The sequence below is a fragment of the Rhizobium sp. TAL182 genome (assembly GCF_002117725.1).
GTDB lineage: Bacteria > Pseudomonadota > Alphaproteobacteria > Rhizobiales > Rhizobiaceae > Rhizobium > Rhizobium esperanzae.
Genome location: NZ_CP021024.1, coordinates 3,265,893 through 3,283,594 on the forward strand (window position 1 = coordinate 3,265,893; position 17,702 = coordinate 3,283,594).

A 17,702-nucleotide genomic window follows, 5' to 3' on the forward strand; every position below is an offset into this window, starting at 1 on the left:
TATGAACGTCATCGGCATCATGCTCCACTTCTTAAATCTAGTCGATGCTCAGCCTGTATCCGATGCCGCGCACCGTCTGCAGCCAGACGGGGTTGGCCGGATCCTCCTCGATCTTGCGCCTGAGCCGGTTGATCTGCACGTCGATCGTTCGCTCGCCGACCTCGGTGTCATTGCCGATCAGCTCGTGGCGGGGGATGGTGTCACCGGCGCGGCGAGCAAAGAGCAACATGATTTCCTGCTCGCGATCGGTAAGCCGGATCACCTCGCTGGCTTTCTTAAGCTCCTTGCGGGTCAAGGAGAAAGTGTAGGGCCCAAACATGACCTGTTCGATCTTCAGCCCCTCACCGTTGGCGTTGCGGCGCAGGATATTGTTGATGCGTAGGACCAGCTCGCGCGGATCGAAGGGTTTGGAGAGATAATCGTCGGCTCCGGCCTCGAGGCCTTCGATCCGGTTGCCCGATTCCGCCAGCGCCGTCAGCATGATGATCGGCACGCTCTTGATGGCCCGCAGCCCGCGGGTGACGTCGATGCCGGATTCGCCCGGCATCATCACATCCATGATGATGAGATCGAAATCGAGACCGGCAAGTTTGCGCTGCGCCTCGGCGCCGTCGGCCGCGACAGTGACGCGAAAGCCGTTCTCCGCGAGATAACGATTGAGCAGCGCGCGGATGCGGGAGTCATCGTCGACCACCAGCAGATGCGCCGCATCGTCGGAAATACCTGTCTTGACCGCCATTCAATCCGCCTTCTTTCTGTCCCGCATGCCTCTGAGGAAGGCCTTCACGCCCTCCCGCACCTGCGCAGAGGCTCCTTCGAATGCCCGCTCAATGCGGCGCGATTGCGGCTCTGCAAGGGCAAGCGCCAGCTCGCGCCCCGACTTCGTTGGATAAAGCTTGCGCTGCCGCCGATCCTCGGGACCGGCCACCTGGCGAATATAGCCCGAATCAATCAGCTGTTTCAGCACCCTTGCAAGACTTTGCTTGGTGATCTTCAGTGTGTCGAGAAGATCAGCCACCGTCATGCCCGGATTGCGGTTGACGAAATGCACGACGCGGTGATGCGCCCGGCCGAAGCCGCTCTTTTCGAGGATGGCGTCAGGATCGGAAACAAAGTCGCGATAGGCGAAGAAGAACAGTTCGATGATCTCGAAATCGATACCGCCTGTATCTTCCATCGGCGTGGCCAACGGCTCCGGCTTGCCTGCTTTCGGACCGGTCTGTCGTGACACTCGGCATTTCCTTTCTCGTCCCGCCTGTTGCGGGAAATTTCCGCAATCAGTATTGGTGACATAAAACGGCTGTTAGCTTTGCCGAACTTTCGTGAGAGCCCGCCCGGCTTCCAATTTCCCTGGCGTTTCTTTGGAAACCAAGGTCCGCCCGGAACCTCCGACGCAATAAGTAATTCCCCTAGCGTCTGTGGATAAAACGTAATGGGGACAACAATCAACAGCCATGGAGCGTGAAGCGCCGGAGGAGGTTTGGGATGGCTTGGCATCGAGGTGATCGAGCGCGCGATCCTGCCGGAGCAACTGCCTGATTTCAGCGAGTGTTTCCTCACCGGTTCGGCCGCGGAAGTAACGCCGGCCTCTGAAATCGGCCCGTATCGATTTACGCCGGCGACGATCTTCGAAACCTTGATGAACGCCTATATGAAGGAAGTCCATCCGGCGGCGGTCGCCGCCGGATAGCATTCTCATACAATTGGTCCGGCGCGCGAAGGCGCGTCGCGGTATTATCTATGTGCCCGCGCCATGACCAGTCCGGCGAGCGTCGACAGAATGCCGCCGCCGATCAGGCCACCGATGCCGTCGGCGATCAGGCCGGCCATAGCCGCTTCCCCACCGACCATGCCGAGCAGCATGCCGCCGGCCACACCGCCGATCGCGCCCGCAATCGTGCGAGCAACGACGTTCATCGCGTGCTGCTTCAAAGCGGCACTCGCGGCGTTGCCGCCGATGGCACCGGCAATTAATTGGATGACGAGCGGAAGTAACGCTTCCATGATTTTCTCCTCTGGCGATCTCCCCGATCGCCGATCTATGCCGAACCCTCGGCATATTAGTATTTTATCATATAAAGAGAGGAAAGCGTTAAGAAAAATCAACCCATGCGGGATTAAGGCGGAAGGGGGAAATTGCCCGAACGAGGCGGCCTGCCAACCGCCTCGTTTCGTATTTGCCGATGATCTTACTGATAGACGTAGACGATCCGGCGCGTCCCTGGATCGACCAGAACGGGTCGGTCGTTGATCCTTGTGTAGCGATATTCATAGTCCGGAATCGTCTGGAAAGTCACGTCGGCAGGCACTTCCGCGCCGACGACCACATCGCCGCCAAGCCGCACCGTCTCGGTCGGATTGGTCTCGATATAGGTCCGCACCGTCTCCGGCGGAGTGATCGTTTCCACGGCTCCGACCGGACCGATCAATTCATCGCCCGGCGCCGGTTGCGGGTCGGCCGGGACAACGCTGGCGGTCGACTCGTAGGTCACGACGGGAACGCCGATCTCGGCGCGATGCTGCTCGACGATAACCTGGTTGCCGCCGTAGTCCATCTGCAGATAATCCGCATAGACCCAGCCGCGTATGCCGTTGACGTCGACACGGCACCAGCGGCTGCCTTCGATGCAGCCGTCGAGCACCGCGGTCGAACCGCGGGTGGCAAGCCCGACTGCCGGATATTGCGGGCCCGGACCTGCGCGGACGTTGAGATCGTTGACCGTGGTCGCCACCATCTCCGCCTGCGCCAGACCGCCGCTCGCCAGGAGCACGGCTCCAACCAACAGGATGTTTCTCTTCAAGGTCATGTGAGCGTCTCCTTGGTTTCGATGGCCGGACAACGCGCGGCGTTCCACGATGTTCCGACACGCCCCGCCCCGGCAAAACGCCCCCTGCAGATACGCCTCAACAAGCGATTGAAAAACCAAATAAAATTGGATTTCCTCGATGCACCGAACGGCGGAAGAGACCTATAAACTTGTGTTGCAGTCGGTCTGGCTGCCGTGAAACACGCGTCAAAAGCAGAAGATTTCGGCTGTCCTCGCCGCCGTTTCGGACTATACCCTCAGCACCCGAGACACCCAAGCGAGGCACTTATGGGCATGCTCCAGGCCGGCATCATTCCGGTGACACCCTTTCAGCAGAACTGCACGGTCTTCTTCGATCCCGATACCCAGGAAGGCGTCGTCGTCGATCCGGGCGGCGACGTGCCGCTCATCCTTCAGGCGATTGAGAAAAGCGGCCTGACCATCAAGGAAATCTGGCTGACGCACGGTCATCTCGACCATGCCGGCGGCGCGAGGGAGTTGAAGGAAGCCCTCGGCGTCGACATAGTCGGCCCGCATCAGGACGACCTGCCGCTGCTGCAGCGCATCGAAGCCCAGGCGGCGAAATACAGCATATCAGGATTGCGCAATGTTCTGCCGGACCGCTGGCTGAAGAACGGCGACAAGGTCTCCTTCGGCGCCCACGAATTCGAGGTCTATCACACGCCCGGCCATGCCCCCGGCCACGTGATCTATTTCAACCGCGCGCAGAATTTCGCCCATCTCGGCGACGTGCTCTTCAACGGCTCGATCGGCCGCACCGATCTGCCGGGCGGCAATCATCAGCAGTTGTTGGATTCGATCCGCGACAAAGTCCTGCCGCTTGGCGACGACGTCGGCTTCATCTGCGGCCACGGGCCCGGCAGCCGCATCGGCGACGAACGGCGAAGCAACCCGTTTCTGCAGGAAATCAAGCCTCGTTGAGCATCCGATGCAGACACCTCAGGCACCCGGCAAGATGATGTGAGCTCAGGCTCACATCATCTTCCTGCCGTTCGGCACCGGCTGTTCGACCGCGGCAAGCACGATCGCGCCGTTCTCGTCCTCGAATCCCAGCGTCAGCACTTCCGAACGCAACGGACCGATCTGCCGCGGCGGGAAATTGACGACGCCGAGCACCTGCCGGCCGATCAGGGTTTCCGGCCTATAATGCACGGTGATCTGCGCCGAGGATTTCTTGATACCGACCTCAGGGCCGAAATCGATGAGCAGCTTAAAAGCCGGCTTGCGCGCCTCCGGAAAAGGGCTCGCTTCGATGATCGTACCGACACGGATGTCGACACGCTCGAAATCGGCGTAGCTGATCTCTTCCGCCATGTGGTTCTTCCTCAGCCGGCCAGTTCCTCGGCCCGCTTGCGCGCCGCCGCAAGGGCTGCGTCGAACAGGGGCTGCATGCCGTTTTCGGCCATCAGCACGGCGAGCGCCGCCGCCGTCGTGCCGCCGGGAGAAGTCACATTCTGCCGCAGCCGCGAAGCATCGTCGGGGGACTGGTGCAAGAGTTCACCAGCCCCCGCGACCGTTTCCCGCGCAAGACGCATGGCGAGGTCCGCCTGCAGGCCGAGCTTTCGACCTGCCTCCGCCATGCATTCGACGAGATAGAATACATAAGCCGGGCCACTACCGGAAAGCGCCGTCACCGCATCGATATCGGCCTCCGCAGGCACCCATTCGACCGGGCCGGAGACGCTGAGAAGGGCATGGACGCGTTTGCGCTGCGGATCGCTGACTGCTGAATTGGCAAAGGCCCCGGTCACACCGCGGCCGACCATAGCCGGCGTGTTCGGCATGGCTCGCACCATGGCGGCTTTGCCGAGATGTCTTTCGAGAAAACCGAGCGTCTTGCCGGCTGCGACCGAGACGACGACCGTCGCCGGTCCGACGGCGCTCTTCACCACCGGCAACACCGTCTCCATCACCTGCGGCTTGACCGCGAGGAACAAGACGCTGGCCTTCAATTCCGCAGGGACCGCAGTCAGATGCGTCGCACCGGCTTCCTTGATCGTCGCCAGCATCGCAGATGAGGGACCGGGATCCACAACGATGACGGCCGAACCCGGAACGCCGCTCTTCAGCCAGCCGGAGAGCATGGCTCCGCCCATGTTTCCGGCGCCGATCAGCACGACGGGATTTGCCGAGGAGAAAGCCTTTGCCGGCATCTTATGCCTCGCCCACCGTTTCGAACAGCACGGCTTCCATCGCCTTCGCCGCGTCCATGCCGGACCAGACAACGAACTGGAATGCCTGAAAATAGGCCTCGCATGTGTCGAGCGCGCTGGAAAGCAGCACCTCTACCTGGCGATTGGTCGGCTCCGCGCCGCCTGCAAGCAGCAGCGACTGCCTGAAGATGACGACATCTTCCTGACGCCAGAGGTCGAAATGACCCATCAGCACCTGCCCGTTGATCGCCGAGAGCAGCTTGACCACCTCGTTGACCCTGATGTCGGGGACTTTGATATCGAAAGCGCAACCAAGATGCAGCGCCTCGAATTCCTCCATCCAGGAAAAGGAAACATGATAGTCCGCCCAGCGCCCCTCGACCGTCATTGCGATCTCATCCTCGCCGGATCGCTCGAACGACCAATCGTTGTTGGAGGCCACGTACTCGATCATATCGACCGGGTTCGACTGACGCTCGACTTCCAATTCCATCAGGTTCATGCAGCACCTTCTTGACCGGAACGAATGCGGCTTAGCTTGGGATACGAACACAAGAAAGACACACGCAAAACCGGAAACCACCATCGGATGATCGTTGAACCGCTGCCAGACTTAACGCAGATAACCTGCCCGGAGCTTACCAAGTCGCTTCGAATCATCATTTAAAATCAGTGTATAATGACCCTTGCCACCTGCCAGCCCCCAGAAGGGAAAATAGGGCAGACCTGCTGTGGAAAGCACTTCGAAACTCAATTCAGAAGGGAGATTAAACGACTCTGCGTATTGGCTTTTTTGGCAGTGTCCACAGGTGGAAAACTCACCTGGAATTTTTTGTGACAGATGCGGCGTGTGGCATGACGGCAACGCCGCATCTGCGCCCTATGGGGATTTAGCGGCCCTCGCCGGCGAGCTTGGCCTCCAACGCCGCGATACGGGCGGCCAGCGCCTCGTTTTCATCACGCGCCTTGATCGCCATCTCGCGCACAGCCTCGAATTCCTCGCGCTTGACGACGTCCATGCTGTTTAACCAACGCTCGGCCTGGGCGTTGAAAGCCGTCTCGATCTCCTTGCGGACACCCTGGGCGGCACCTGCCGCGTCGGTCATCAGCTTGGCGAACTCGTCCATGATGCGGTTCGTTCCGGTCGTCATGGCGTTTTTCTCCCTTCGTATAAGGTGAATTCAGCCCTTCAGGGCCTCGAAGATTGAGGTAGGGCTTCGCTACCCGCGATGCAAGCGCTTTGCACGGGATAGCCTTATCCTGAAGCGGGCAGCAGAGGAGCGATCGCGAACAATGCACTTGACCGTCCGGGATCGCGGCGGCATGTTCCGCCGACCTCAACGGATGGGAAAACCTTGCCGACAGCAGCCAATCTCCTTGCCATCATGCCTTTCCCGGACATCGATCCGATCGCTTTTTCGATCGGTCCGTTGGCGATTCACTGGTACGGCCTGGCATACGTCGCCGGCATCCTGCTCGGCTGGGCCTATGCGCGCCGCCTCGCCGCCAACGACAGTCTCTGGCCGGGCAATACATCGCCGATGACGAAGACGCAGCTCGACGATTTCATCGTCTGGGCCGCCCTCGGGGTCGTGCTCGGCGGCCGCCTCGGCTATATCTTCTTCTATGACCTCTCCGCTGTCCTGCGCGATCCCATTCGCGCAGTCGAAATCTGGAACGGCGGCATGTCCTTCCACGGCGGCCTGACCGGCACGACGATTGCCATGATCATCTTTGCCCGCCGCAATGCCATTCCGATCTGGAGTCTGTTCGATATCGTCGCCGCCGTCGTTCCCTTCGGTCTGTTCTTCGGCCGCATCGCCAATTTCATCAACGGCGAGCTCTGGGGCCGGCTGACCGACGTCCCCTGGGCCGTGGTTTTCCCGACCGGCGGTCCCTTCGCCCGCCATCCGAGCCAGCTCTACGAGGCCGGCCTCGAGGGCATCGTTCTGCTCCTGGTGCTTGCCGCCCTCGTCTACGGCATGCGTGCGCTGAAAAGCCCTGGATTCATCACGGGCGTCTTCGTCTGCGGTTATGCACTGTCGCGCATCTTCGTCGAGTTCTTCCGCGAGCCGGACGCCCAGCTCGGTTACCTCCTCGGCACCAATTGGCTGACCATGGGCATGATCCTCTCCTCTCCGATGATCCTGCTCGGCCTCTGGGCGATCCTGCGGGCCCGCCGCCAGGCTGCGCCGCAGCTCTAAACCGGCAGGACGCGCGACATGACCACCGCTCTAGGCGAAAAGATCAAGGCGATTATCCAGGCCAACGGCCCGATCAGCGTCACCGACTATTTCTCGCTCTGCCTCGCCGATCCCGAGCACGGCTATTACCGCACCCGCGAACCGTTCGGCCGTTCGGGTGATTTTGTCACCGCGCCCGAAGTCAGCCAGATCTTCGGCGAGATGATCGGCGTCTTCGTCGTCCATGCCTGGCAGCGCCACGGCACGCCGGCAGATGTGCGTCTGGTCGAGATCGGCCCCGGCCGCGGCACGATGATGGCGGATATGCTGCGTGTCATCGCCCGCATCGCCCCGCCGCTCTTTGACACGATGAGCCTGCATCTCGTCGAAACCAGCGAGCGCCTGCGCGACGTCCAGAGCCAGACACTCGCAGCTTATGGCGAGAGGATCGCGTGGCACGATGGCTTCGATGAGGTCCCGCCCGGCTTCACGCTGATTGCCGCCAACGAATTGTTTGACGCGATTCCGATCCGCCAGTTCGTACGCACGCAAACGGGCTTCCGCGAGCGCATGGTCGGGCTTGACGCCGATGGTGAACTGACCTTCGCCGCAGGTGTCGCGGGCCTCGATCCTGCCCTACTGCCGGAACCGGTGCAGAACCTGCCGCTCGGCACGCTCTTCGAGATCTCGCCCGCCCGCCAGGCCGTGATGATGGCGATTTGCGAGCGGCTGCGCGCCTTCGGCGGCACGGCGTTGGTCATCGACTACGGCCATCTCGTCACCGGCTTCGGCGATACGCTGCAGGCGCTGCGCATGCATGAATTCGACCCGCCGCTCGCCCATCCCGGCGAAGCCGACCTGACGAGCCATGTCGATTTCCAGCAGCTCGCCGAGACGGCACTGACATCAGGCCTCCATCTGAACGGCGCCCTGCACCAGGGCGACTTTTTGACCGGCCTCGGCATTCTCGAACGCGCCGCCGCCCTCAGGCGTGACCGCGAACCGCAGACCCAGCAGGTCATCCAGTCGGCGGTCGACAGGCTTGCCGGCGCCGGTGAGGGTCGGATGGGCGAACTCTTCAAGGTCATGGCGGTCTCCCATCCTGCCGTCGATCTCATGCCCTTTCGTCCGGTGGATTGACAGGGCGCACGCGGCTGAGCAAACATCCGCGCGAAACAGGAACTTGAAGCGCGCCGCGATGCGCTGCGCTCGGGACAAAACAAACCTCTCGAAAAACCCGGAATTACAGATGCAGGACGCGGCCTCTCCCGCACCGATCCAAAGCGCGCTGCTGAACGAAGCGACGGGCGCCGCCATCCGCCACGGTTATTTCACCCGGGCGGGCGGTGTCTCCGAAGGGATCTATCGCGGTCTCAATGTCGGCCTCGGCTCCAACGACGAACGCGGGAACGTCGTGGAAAACCGCCGCCGCGTCGCCGCCTGGTTCGATCTGCCGCTCGAGCGGCTGGCAACTGTTCATCAGGTGCATTCGCCCGACGTCGTGACGATTGGCGCCGATTACGACGGCGCCCGCCCCGACGCGGACGCAATGGTGACGGCAGTTCCCGGCATTGCCCTTGGCGTGCTGGCCGCCGATTGCGGTCCGGTCCTCTTTGCCGACCCCGAAAATCGCGTCATCGGCGCCGCCCATGCCGGCTGGAAGGGCGCGCTGACCGGTGTTCTCGAAAACACCATTGCGGCCATGGAAGCCCTGGGGGCAGACCGTGCCAGCATACTGGCCTGCCTCGGCCCCTCGATCAGTCAGGCGAGTTACGAGGTCGGGCCGGAATTCGTCGATCGCTTCGTCGCCGAAAATCCTGACTACGAACGCTTTTTCAAGCCGTCCGCAACGCCGGGCCGGGCCATGTTCGACCTGCCGGCACTGACCATCGACAGGCTGACGAGGGCTGGCGTGCAGGCCGAAAGCCTCGGGCTCTGCACCTATCCGGATAACGAGCGCTTCTTTTCCTATCGCAGGACGACACATCGCAACGAGCCGGACTACGGCCGTCAGATTTCGGCGATATCAATCAGGGAGACTTGAGCAGAATGGCACTGCACTTCGAAAAGGCCGAGTACGCAAGCCGGCTTGCGCGCCTCACCGAAAAGATGAAGGAAGAAAAGCTCGACGCCCTGCTGCTCTTCGCCCAGGAAAGCATGTACTGGCTGACCGGCTATGACACCTTCGGCTACTGCTTTTTCCAGACGCTGATCGTCAAGAGCGACGGCGCCATGGCGCTGATCACCCGCTCGGCGGATCTTCGCCAGGCCAAACACACATCGATCCTCGACGACGTCCACATCTGGGTCGACAGGGTTAATGCCGATCCGACGCTCGACCTGAAGAACCTGCTAGTCGAGATGGATCTGCTCGGCGCACGCATCGGCGTCGAATATGATACGCACGGCATGACCGGCCGCGTCGCCCGCCTGCTCGACGCGCAGTTGACCACTTTCGGCCAGATCGTCGACGCTTCCTATCTCGTCAGCCGTCTTCGTCTCGTCAAGAGCCCGACGGAGGTCGCCTATGTCGAGCGCGCTGCCGCTCTCGCCGACGACGCGCTCGACGCCGCAATCCGGCTGACGAAACCGGGCGCCGACGAGGCCGATATCCTCGCCGCCATGCAGGGTGCGGTCTTTTCCGGCGGCGGCGATTATCCCGCCAACGAGTTCATCATCGGCTCCGCTGCCGACGCCCTGCTCTGCCGCTACAAGGCCGGCCGCCGCAAGCTCGACGCCAACGACCAGCTGACGCTCGAATGGGCCGGCGCCTACGCGCATTATCATGCCGCCATGATGCGCACGATCGTTATCGGCGAGCCGATGCAACGCCATCGCGAGCTCTACAATGCCTGCCGCGAAACCATCGAGGCGATCGAGACCGTGCTGAAGCCCGGCCACACCTTCGGCGACGTCTTCGACATGCATGCCAGGATCATGGACGAGCGCGGCCTCGCCCGCCACCGGCTGAATGCCTGCGGCTATTCGCTCGGCGCCCGCTTCTCGCCCTCCTGGATGGAGCACCAGATGTTCCATGCCGGCAATCCGCAGCCGATCGAGCCGAACATGTCGCTCTTCGTGCATATGATCATTGCCGATTCCGATACGGGCACGGCAATGACGCTCGGCCAGACCTATCTGACGACGGCGGATGCGCCGCACACACTTTCCCGTCATTCGCTCGATTTCATCGGCCTTTGAACACCGGGACTGACCGGTGAGAATCCGGAATTGACAGAGGACCGTCCCCGCCCGCATAAATCCGGGCGGGGCTGATGCGATTGTGGGAAGGACGGATCACGGGATGACGCGAGCTGCGACTGTGCCCACGCTCCTGTTCGTCATGGCTCTGCTGACCGCCTGCAACACCACCGACGCGCTGACGCCACAAGTCGGCATCGGCGAATCCTCCGGAGCTCCGCCGTCAAGCCCGGTGACGCAGGGCGAGGCAGAACGTCTGGCCGGCGCCCGCCAGCCGGTTTTTGCCGGGAGCACGCAGCCGAGTGGCTATCATCCGGCCTATGATCAGTCGCAAAGAACCTATCGACCCGGCAGCGGCGCGCCGCCGACGACGATGCAGGAGCAGGCAGACGCGCTGTCGAGGAACGGCTCCTCGCCCGCCGCCTCCGCCCCGATCGAGGGACAGGCGCTGCCGCCGGCTGCCGCCGGCGCCGGATCGCCAACACAGCCCGACCAGCGGCTTGACACGCAGCACCCGCAGCAGACCGCCGCCCTCGCCCCCGGGACATCATCCGCGCGCGGCAATACCGTGCGCTTCCTGCCGATCATCGGGGCGCCGGTGCAAGCTGTGACTCCGCTCTCGCGCCAGCTCGGCGCCGAGGCGCGCGCCAACGGCCTTTCCATCAAGAGCTCGAACGATACGAGCAGCGATTACATCCTCAAAGGTTATCTCTCAGCCTTCAGTGACGACGGCAAGGTCACCGTGGTCTACGTCTGGGACGTTCTCGACAGCGGCGGCGCCCGGCTGCACCGCATCCAGGGGCAGGAAAGCGTGCCGACGGCCGCGGCCGACCCCTGGGCGGGTGTCCCGGCTTCGGTGATGCAGCAGATCGCCTCGAAAACCATCGCGGAATTCACCTCCTGGCGGCAAACTCAGGGCGGTTAGTCACAAACTTTTTGCAAATATGAAAGTCTGTGGCGCCTTTGCCCTTGCATTCACTGGGAAGCTGACTAAAAAGCGCGGCTATCAGCGCATAACAGGCGGACCAAAATGAAGGTTTTCGCAGGCAATTCGAACCGGCAACTCGCCGAAGCGATCTGCAACTATCTCAATGTTCCTTTGGGAAGAGCCAGTGTCCGAAGGTTTGCCGACCAGGAAATCTTCGTGGAAATCCAGGAAAACGTGCGCGGCGAGGACGTCTTCCTCGTGCAGCCCACTGCCTTTCCCGCCAACGACCACCTGATGGAGCTGCTGATCATGATCGACGCGATGCGTCGTTCGTCGGCACGCCGCATCACCGCCGTTCTTCCCTATTTCGGCTATGCCCGTCAGGACCGCCGCGCATCCGGCCGCACGCCGATCTCCGCCAAGCTGGTTGCCAACCTCATTACCGAAGCCGGCGCCGATCGCGTCATGACGCTCGATCTTCATGCCGGTCAGATCCAGGGCTTCTTCGATATACCCACAGACAACCTCTTCGCCCTGCCCGTGCTGACGCGCGACATCAAGAGCCATTATGACCTCAGCAACGTCATGGTCGTCTCGCCCGATGTCGGCGGCGTGGTGCGCGCGCGCGCGCTCGCCAAGCGGCTGGACTGTCTTCTGGCCATCGTCGACAAGCGTCGCGATCGGCCAGGTGAATCCGAAGTCATGAACATCATCGGCGACGTCACCGGCAAGGACTGCCTGCTGATCGACGACATCGTCGACTCCGGCGGCACCCTCTGCAATGCGGCCGACGCACTGCTCGCCCAGGGTGCCTCCAGCGTCACCGCCTATATCACGCACGGCGTTCTCTCGGGCGGCGCGGTCACCCGCGTCACCTCCTCGAAGCTGCGTGAACTCGTCATCACGGATTCGATCCAGCCGACAACGGCGGTGCTTTCAGCGCACAATATCCGGGTCGTGACGACGGCCCCCCTGATCGGCGAAGCCATCAGCCGCACGAGCCAGGAAGAGTCCGTCTCCAGCCTCTTCGATTAACCAGCCTCTTCGACTAAAAAGTCTCTTCCGTCGTGCTCGGCCTTGTGCCGAGCATCTGATCGTTGGCGGAAAAGCGCTTATTCTCAGATGCTTAATCGGCCGGCGCAGATCCTGGGAACAAGGTCGATGATGACGCCACGGCTTTTGCAGTGGTTTGTCAGCAGCCTGAAGGCCGGCACAAAGCCGGCCTCTTTCATTTCTGACTCCATCGAGAACGTTCAAGGCTGCTGAGGCTGAGCAGGTAGTGCGTCCTGACCTTGATCCGGTTCCTGCTCCTGGTCCGGCTCCAGCCCCTGATCCTGATCCGGACCATCCGGTCCCTTGATCTGCTGGCCGTTGACCGCCACGGAACCATCTCGGCTGATGCTGACGTCCCAGCGCGAACGGCCATCCGGATCGGTCTTGGCAAAGCCCTTCACCATCATGATGCCGAAGGAGACCTGGTTGAAATCGGGATCCGTCTTGGCAAGCTCCTGAACCGCCGCGATCGTCTTGTCGAGATCGCGGGCAAGGATCGTCGCCTCCATCGAATAATCCTTCTCCGTATCGACGCGACCTTCGATCTTGCCGGTTATATCGACGTCATAGACCTGCGATTTGGCACTGATCTTCGGAAACTCGACGGCAAGCCGGCCATCGCGGAAGAGCTTCTTCGCCATCTCCTCGCCGGTCTTCTCGGACGCCGAATCTTTGAAATCCACCGCCATGAGGGCGTCGCCGAAGCTTGCGAAATCCAGATTCGGAAGCGCGAGCTGGAAATCGAAGCTGGTCGGCATGAAGGCCGAATAGTTTGCCGGCATTAGCGGCGTGTCGAGGCTGATCTCCTGCGCATCCATGCCGAAGCCGAAACGCATGGCGTCACTCGGCCCCTCGATGGCGAGGTTGTAGCCGAATGCCTTGGCGCCGCCCTTGCCCATCTCGCTGCTGACGGTCAGGTCGTTGACCCCGATCGTCTCGCTGAACGAGGTCAGAAGCGGGAAGGCTTCCTTCACTATTCCCTTTATCTTGTCGCTGTTTTCCGGACTCAATTCCTTCTCATCGAGATGGTCGAGCACGAAGAAGACCATCTCGCGGATATGCTTGGCCGGCAGGCCGTTCACCTTGGCCTCGACATCGATCGAGCCGGCACGAAGTTCGATGGGCGGCATTTGCAGACCGGAAACCTGCTCGACGAAATCAGACATCGAGCCGCTGCCGGCAAAATCGATCCGTCCATTGCCGCCTGTGCTGTCGGTCGAACTCAGCTTCTGGTCCATGCTGGCGATGCTGGCATGGACCTCCTCGGTTTCGGACTTGCTGGCCATCTTGATGTCTTTGGCTGCGAAGGTGCCGGAGCGCAGATAGCTAATCGCCGGGTCGAAGACGCCGGAATAAACAAGCGACGCGATGGAATAGGTGAAATCCGTCGGCTTCTGGTCTGGGCCCTTGAAATGGCCGGAGACATTGAGCTTGTTGTCGCCTTCGACGTTCCAGAGCCCACTGTCGAGCGGCGTGGCGAACATCGAAAACGGTGTCAGTCCTGTGATCGTAAAGGTCGCCGGATCGGCCTTGGTAAGCAGCTTCGCCAGATCGTAGATGACCTCATAGCGCGTGCCGGCCGGATTGACGGTGATGAGGCCGCTTTTTGCCAAATCCTGCGGAAGCAGCTTCGTCAGGGTCTCCTTGACCGCGTTGGCGCCCTCCTGGTTGATCTCCGCGCCCTCGGCCCCGGTGAAAAGGCAAAGGGCAAGCATACTCGTTGCCGTGACAAGTTTGAGACGCATAGTCTGGTTTTCTCCTCAGCCGCTTTTTGATTGCGGCCATCCAAAGATGCGAAGCGCACCGATGTCAAGCCAAGTAGCGATAAGCACTGGCAATTTTGCCTTTGACCAAGTGCATTTCGCGAGTGATTTCAACAAGGTTCTCGCCTTGGGATGGGTGCGGATGCAATCTGGGCGAGCTCGCTGTTCTCGATGATGAAGCGCCCCGGCGAAAGCCCCTCCATCGCCGAAAAACCGGTGCAATCGGCAACTTGCGTTTCCGAGCGACTTATACTATAGGCCACCGGTCCGCGTAGACACCCTTGGAGGCAACGCGGATGAGGATGGGAAAACCCGCCTCCGGTTCGACGGGACAAGGCTTTTGCCTGCCGCCGAACTCTCCAAATAACCTCGAAAGGAAAAGCCATGAGCCAGGAAACTTACGAGCTCAAGGCCGAGGCGCGCGAACGGGTTGGTAAGGGGTCCGCCCGTGAACTTCGCCGCAACGGTTTGATTCCCGCTGTCATCTATGGTGACAAGCAGGCCCCCATTGCCATCGCTATCAACACCAATGAGGTGACGAAGCGTATTCACGCCGGTGGCTTCATGACCACCGTAGCGACCATCGAAGTCGACGGCAAGAAGTACAAGGTTCTGCCGAAGGACTACCAGCTCGATCCGGTCCGCGACTTCACGCTGCATGTCGATTTCCTGCGCGTCTCCGGCAACACCCAGGTGACCGTCGAAATCCCGGTTCACTTCATCAATGAAGCAAAGTCTCCGGGCCTCAAGGTCGGCGGCGTCCTGAACATCGTCCGCCACGAAGTTGAAGTTCACTGCCCGGCCGATGCGATCCCGGAATTCTTCAACATCGATCTCAGCGGCAAGAAGATCGGCGACAGCATCCATATTTCGGAAGTCACCCTTCCGAAGGGCGTCAGCCCGGTCATCGACCGCGACTTCACGATCGCGACCATCGTCGCTCCGGCTGGCGGCGTCGACGAGAGCGGCGCGGAAGCTGAAGGCGAAGCCGAAGCCTGATCGCTTCGACCAATTGAAAGCATATGGCCCGCCTTACCGGTGAACTGGCTCCCGAAAGTTCAACTTTCGAGAGCCGAGTCACGGGGAAGGCGGGCTTTTCATTGCCCGCCAAGCCTCCGTTTCAGCAACATTTAACATATTCGTGAAAGCATGCCCCGTCAGCTGCGAAGAAGCCGGCCCGAACGCGCGACAGCAAATATGCCGGCCTGGGGGAGTAGACGGAACCATGAACAATTCCGTTGAGAACAGGTTTTTTGGGATTGTTTGCGGAGCGCTGCTTGTTTTTGTCGCTCCGCTTTTTGTTCTCTTCCTTTTTCTTTCCTCGGAACGTGCCGATAAAGAAATACGCGACCATATCTCTGTTCTTCTTGTCGCCAATGCTCAGGCGCTGGCAAAACCGCTCTGGGACCTCGATGAGGAAAGCGTCACCCAGATCAGCGCGACGGTCGTTTCCCAAGGCGCCATCGTTAAGGTCGAGGTGCGTGATCAGTCAGGCCAACTCGACGTCAGTCAATCCACCATTCCGCGTTCCTTTGACGGCAAGCTCGTGCAGGTGTCGCGCGCCATCATCTACAACACCGTCGACGGTCCGAGGAACCTCGGCAGCATCAGCGTCTACTATCCCGCCCTCGGCCTGTTTTCCGGCCTGAAGCAGGAAGAGGTCGTCTTCATTTCGATCTTCATCTTTGCGGTTTTGACCGTTTTCGGCACCGCGCTGATCGGCAACCGCTTCTTTGTCATCCAGCCGCTGATGCGGCTGACGGCGGCAATCGAGGCGACCCGCCAGCTCGGCTCCCGTCATCACGTCGATTGGCAGTCGAACGACGAGATGGGACGGCTTGCCCGCAGCTTCAACGAGATGCAAACCAAGCTCGAAAGCGAGGAGAAGGAGCTGAAGCTCGCCCATCGCCGCGCCACCGATATCTACAATCTGACGCCCGCCATGCTCTTCTCGCTCGATGAGGAAGACCGCATCACCGCCGTCAGCGACTATTGGCTGCTTGCCACCGGTTATAGCCGCGCCGCCGTCATCGGCCGCAACTTCGCCAATCTGGTCACCTCATCCACCCGCGACAAGTTCGTCAGGCGCCGCCAGGCCGAAAGCGGCATGGCGGTGACCGTTAAGTTCGTCTGCCTGGACGGCCGCACCATGGACGTCCTCATCATGGAATCGGAAGCCGGCGCCGGCGCTCACGATCGCCTGTCGCTGTCGGTCATGACGGATGTGACCGAGCTCAAGGCTTCCGAGGACCGCAACCATCGTCAGGCCATCACCGACCACCTCACCGGGCTTCTCAACCGCCAGGGTTTTGAAGTCGTGCTCGATAACAAGATCGCTGCCGCGGACGCCGCCGGCCAGGAACTCGCCTGCCTCTTCGTCGATCTCGACCGCTTCAAGTGGATCAACGACAATATGGGCCATGCCGCCGGCGACATGGCGCTGATCGAGCTCGTCGAGCGCCTGAAAACCCATCTTGCTCCCTCCGACGAAGCGGCCCGCCTCGGCGGCGATGAGTTCGCCATTCTGCTGCCGGCGAAGGACGCCGAAAAGCGCGCCAAGGCGATGTGCGAGCAGATCGCCTCCATCTTCGAAACGCCATTTGCCCCGGACATGCATCTGAGCGCGTCCATTGGCATCGCCATCTACCCGCATCACGCCGCGACCGCGGCCGAGCTGCTGCAGAAATCCGACATGGCGATGTATGCCAAGAAACGCGACGGCAAGAACGGCGCACAGCTCTTCGACAAAGCCATGCTCGACCGCGCCCGCAGCCGCGCCGAGATCGAGGCCAACATCGAAGCCGGCCTCGCCGAGAACTGGTTCGAAGCCTTGCTGCAGCCGATCGTCAATCTGAACGGCCGCGGCATTGCCGGTTTCGAGGCGCTGATGCGCCTTAACCATCCGCACAAAGGTCTGATGCCGCCGGCCGAAATTATCAGCGTCGCCGAGGAGACGGGCAAGATCGTCCGCGTCGGCAACGTCATCATGGAAAAGGCGATTTCCAACCTCGCGAAAATCTCTCGTATATCGGGGATGCAGGATACCTACCTCGCCATCAACTTCTCACCGCTGCAGTTCGAACCGGCGCTGCCGGCCCGTCTCGCCGCAATCGTCGGTCGCCACGGCATCCGCCCCGAGCGCATCGTCGTCGAGATCACGGAAGCCGTGCTGATGCACGACAACCCGCAGATTCGCATGATCGTCACCGAGCTTCGCCGCTTCGGCTGCCGCATCGCGCTCGACGATTTCGGCACCGGCTACTCGTCGCTCAGCTACCTCAACCGTTTCCCTGTCGATATCATCAAGATCGACCAGTCCTTCACCCGCGCGATCAACGACGGCGACGACGAGGTGCGCCAGAAGAGCCGCATGCTGATCGAAGGCATCACCACCCTGTCCCACAAGATGAACTGCACCGTCATTGCCGAGGGCATCGAGACGGAAGAGGAATGCCGCACGCTTCACCAGATGGGTCTGGACTATGGCCAGGGCTATCTCTTCCATCGTCCGCAGCACGCAGCCGCACTCATCGAGGAACTGATGGCTCCGCAGTCGGCCGTCGCGCGCGCCTCGTAAACGAAGAACGAAGGAG

General features: G+C 61.2%; 18 protein-coding genes and 1 pseudogene. 10 read left to right on the forward strand and 9 right to left on the reverse strand.

Going from position 1 to position 17,702, the window contains the following annotated elements; genetic code table 11:
• Nucleotides 1-37: 37 nt before the first annotated feature.
• Complete coding sequence (locus tag Tal182_RS16540; RefSeq protein ID WP_064804036.1) at nt 38-739, reverse strand: response regulator transcription factor; 702 nt, start codon at nt 737-739, stop codon at nt 38-40.
• The gene (locus Tal182_RS16545) at nt 740-1,231 is read right to left on the reverse strand and encodes a MarR family transcriptional regulator (protein WP_064804038.1); all 492 of its coding nucleotides are present in this window, start codon (nt 1,229-1,231) and stop codon (nt 740-742) included.
• Between the two features lie 261 nt (nt 1,232-1,492).
• Here Tal182_RS16545 and Tal182_RS16550 point away from each other — a divergent pair.
• Nucleotides 1,493-1,690: pseudogene (locus tag Tal182_RS16550) on the forward strand (branched-chain amino acid aminotransferase); the annotation flags it as partial.
• Between the two features lie 44 nt (nt 1,691-1,734).
• Here Tal182_RS16550 and Tal182_RS16555 read toward each other — a convergent pair.
• Complete coding sequence (locus tag Tal182_RS16555) at nt 1,735-2,004, reverse strand: hypothetical protein (RefSeq protein ID WP_064804042.1); 270 nt, start codon at nt 2,002-2,004, stop codon at nt 1,735-1,737.
• A 185-nt stretch (nt 2,005-2,189) separates the two neighbouring features.
• A complete protein-coding gene (locus Tal182_RS16560) occupies nt 2,190-2,807 on the reverse strand; it encodes a DUF1236 domain-containing protein (protein ID WP_064810945.1) in 618 nt (205 codons plus the stop codon).
• 288 nt (nt 2,808-3,095) lie between these two features.
• On the opposite strand from Tal182_RS16560, the gene Tal182_RS16565 reads away from it, so the two are divergent.
• Entirely contained in the window at nt 3,096-3,749 is a 654-nt protein-coding gene (locus tag Tal182_RS16565) for an MBL fold metallo-hydrolase (protein ID WP_085860127.1), read from the forward strand.
• Between the two features lie 51 nt (nt 3,750-3,800).
• On the opposite strand, the gene Tal182_RS16570 is transcribed toward Tal182_RS16565, so the two are convergent.
• The 4 genes from Tal182_RS16570 to Tal182_RS16585 all read right to left on the reverse strand — a co-directional run bounded on the left by Tal182_RS16570 (nt 3,801) and on the right by Tal182_RS16585 (nt 6,132).
• The gene (locus tag Tal182_RS16570) at nt 3,801-4,142 is read right to left on the reverse strand and encodes a tRNA-binding protein (protein WP_085860128.1); all 342 of its coding nucleotides are present in this window, start codon (nt 4,140-4,142) and stop codon (nt 3,801-3,803) included.
• 11 nt (nt 4,143-4,153) lie between these two features.
• On the reverse strand, nt 4,154-4,981 hold the full coding sequence (gene proC / locus Tal182_RS16575; protein WP_085860129.1) for a pyrroline-5-carboxylate reductase: 828 nt from the start codon (nt 4,979-4,981) through the stop codon (nt 4,154-4,156).
• 1 nt (nt 4,982) lies between these two features.
• Nucleotides 4,983-5,483 (reverse strand): YbjN domain-containing protein, encoded by a 501-nt coding sequence (locus tag Tal182_RS16580; RefSeq protein WP_004680153.1) that lies wholly within the window; start codon nt 5,481-5,483, stop codon nt 4,983-4,985.
• A 388-nt stretch (nt 5,484-5,871) separates the two neighbouring features.
• The gene (locus tag Tal182_RS16585) at nt 5,872-6,132 is read right to left on the reverse strand and encodes an accessory factor UbiK family protein (protein WP_064810952.1); all 261 of its coding nucleotides are present in this window, start codon (nt 6,130-6,132) and stop codon (nt 5,872-5,874) included.
• Nucleotides 6,133-6,336: 204 nt separating this feature from the next.
• Here Tal182_RS16585 and lgt point away from each other — a divergent pair, with 204 nt between their 5' ends.
• The 6 genes from lgt (at nt 6,337) to Tal182_RS16615 (ending at nt 12,328) form a co-directional block, all read left to right on the forward strand.
• The gene (gene lgt / locus Tal182_RS16590) at nt 6,337-7,185 is read left to right on the forward strand and encodes a prolipoprotein diacylglyceryl transferase (protein ID WP_064804055.1); all 849 of its coding nucleotides are present in this window, start codon (nt 6,337-6,339) and stop codon (nt 7,183-7,185) included.
• 18 nt (nt 7,186-7,203) lie between these two features.
• Entirely contained in the window at nt 7,204-8,304 is a 1,101-nt protein-coding gene (locus Tal182_RS16595; protein WP_085860130.1) for a class I SAM-dependent methyltransferase, read from the forward strand.
• Between the two features lie 109 nt (nt 8,305-8,413).
• On the forward strand, nt 8,414-9,208 hold the full coding sequence (pgeF, locus tag Tal182_RS16600) for a peptidoglycan editing factor PgeF (RefSeq protein WP_085860131.1): 795 nt from the start codon (nt 8,414-8,416) through the stop codon (nt 9,206-9,208).
• A gap of 5 nt (nt 9,209-9,213) precedes the next feature.
• On the forward strand, nt 9,214-10,365 hold the full coding sequence (locus Tal182_RS16605; RefSeq protein WP_085860132.1) for a Xaa-Pro peptidase family protein: 1,152 nt from the start codon (nt 9,214-9,216) through the stop codon (nt 10,363-10,365).
• A 103-nt stretch (nt 10,366-10,468) separates the two neighbouring features.
• Nucleotides 10,469-11,290 carry a hypothetical protein gene (locus Tal182_RS16610; protein ID WP_085860133.1) on the forward strand — a complete coding sequence of 274 codons (822 nt, stop codon included), beginning with the start codon at nt 10,469-10,471 and terminating at the stop codon, nt 11,288-11,290.
• 105 nt (nt 11,291-11,395) lie between these two features.
• Nucleotides 11,396-12,328, forward strand: coding sequence for a ribose-phosphate pyrophosphokinase (locus Tal182_RS16615; RefSeq protein WP_011426263.1), 933 nt, complete (start codon nt 11,396-11,398; stop codon nt 12,326-12,328).
• Nucleotides 12,329-12,546: 218 nt separating this feature from the next.
• Here the strand turns inward: Tal182_RS16615 and Tal182_RS16620 are convergent, their stop codons facing one another.
• Complete coding sequence (locus tag Tal182_RS16620) at nt 12,547-14,091, reverse strand: hypothetical protein (protein WP_085860134.1); 1,545 nt, start codon at nt 14,089-14,091, stop codon at nt 12,547-12,549.
• A 402-nt stretch (nt 14,092-14,493) separates the two neighbouring features.
• Here Tal182_RS16620 and Tal182_RS16625 point away from each other — a divergent pair, with 402 nt between their 5' ends.
• Both Tal182_RS16625 and Tal182_RS16630 read left to right on the forward strand, forming a co-directional pair.
• Nucleotides 14,494-15,108 (forward strand): 50S ribosomal protein L25/general stress protein Ctc, encoded by a 615-nt coding sequence (locus Tal182_RS16625; protein ID WP_085860135.1) that lies wholly within the window; start codon nt 14,494-14,496, stop codon nt 15,106-15,108.
• Between the two features lie 226 nt (nt 15,109-15,334).
• Nucleotides 15,335-17,686, forward strand: a complete 2,352-nt coding sequence (locus tag Tal182_RS16630) for an EAL domain-containing protein (protein ID WP_085860136.1) — start codon at nt 15,335-15,337, stop codon at nt 17,684-17,686.
• Nucleotides 17,687-17,702: the final 16 nt, after the last annotated feature.

Bases quoted from the DNA above. Each gene is read 5' to 3' on its own strand.
- pgeF (WP_085860131.1), top strand. From the start codon at position 8,414: ATGCAGGACGCGGCCTCTCCCGCACCGATCCAAAGCGCGCTGCTGAAC.
- Tal182_RS16585 (WP_064810952.1), bottom strand. From the start codon at position 6,132: ATGACGACCGGAACGAACCGCATCATGGACGAGTTCGCCAAGCTGATG.
- Tal182_RS16555 (WP_064804042.1), bottom strand. From the start codon at position 2,004: ATGGAAGCGTTACTTCCGCTCGTCATCCAATTAATTGCCGGTGCCATC.
- Tal182_RS16540 (WP_064804036.1), bottom strand. From the start codon at position 739: ATGGCGGTCAAGACAGGTATTTCCGACGATGCGGCGCATCTGCTGGTG.
- Tal182_RS16630 (WP_085860136.1), top strand. From the start codon at position 15,335: ATGAACAATTCCGTTGAGAACAGGTTTTTTGGGATTGTTTGCGGAGCG.
- Tal182_RS16560 (WP_064810945.1), bottom strand. From the start codon at position 2,807: ATGACCTTGAAGAGAAACATCCTGTTGGTTGGAGCCGTGCTCCTGGCG.
- Tal182_RS16615 (WP_011426263.1), top strand. From the start codon at position 11,396: ATGAAGGTTTTCGCAGGCAATTCGAACCGGCAACTCGCCGAAGCGATC.
- Tal182_RS16625 (WP_085860135.1), top strand. From the start codon at position 14,494: ATGAGCCAGGAAACTTACGAGCTCAAGGCCGAGGCGCGCGAACGGGTT.
- Tal182_RS16570 (WP_085860128.1), bottom strand. From the start codon at position 4,142: ATGGCGGAAGAGATCAGCTACGCCGATTTCGAGCGTGTCGACATCCGT.
- Tal182_RS16565 (WP_085860127.1), top strand. From the start codon at position 3,096: ATGGGCATGCTCCAGGCCGGCATCATTCCGGTGACACCCTTTCAGCAG.
- Tal182_RS16620 (WP_085860134.1), bottom strand. From the start codon at position 14,091: ATGCGTCTCAAACTTGTCACGGCAACGAGTATGCTTGCCCTTTGCCTT.
- Tal182_RS16580 (WP_004680153.1), bottom strand. From the start codon at position 5,483: ATGAACCTGATGGAATTGGAAGTCGAGCGTCAGTCGAACCCGGTCGAT.
- Tal182_RS16605 (WP_085860132.1), top strand. From the start codon at position 9,214: ATGGCACTGCACTTCGAAAAGGCCGAGTACGCAAGCCGGCTTGCGCGC.
- Tal182_RS16595 (WP_085860130.1), top strand. From the start codon at position 7,204: ATGACCACCGCTCTAGGCGAAAAGATCAAGGCGATTATCCAGGCCAAC.
- proC (WP_085860129.1), bottom strand. From the start codon at position 4,981: ATGCCGGCAAAGGCTTTCTCCTCGGCAAATCCCGTCGTGCTGATCGGC.
- Tal182_RS16610 (WP_085860133.1), top strand. From the start codon at position 10,469: ATGACGCGAGCTGCGACTGTGCCCACGCTCCTGTTCGTCATGGCTCTG.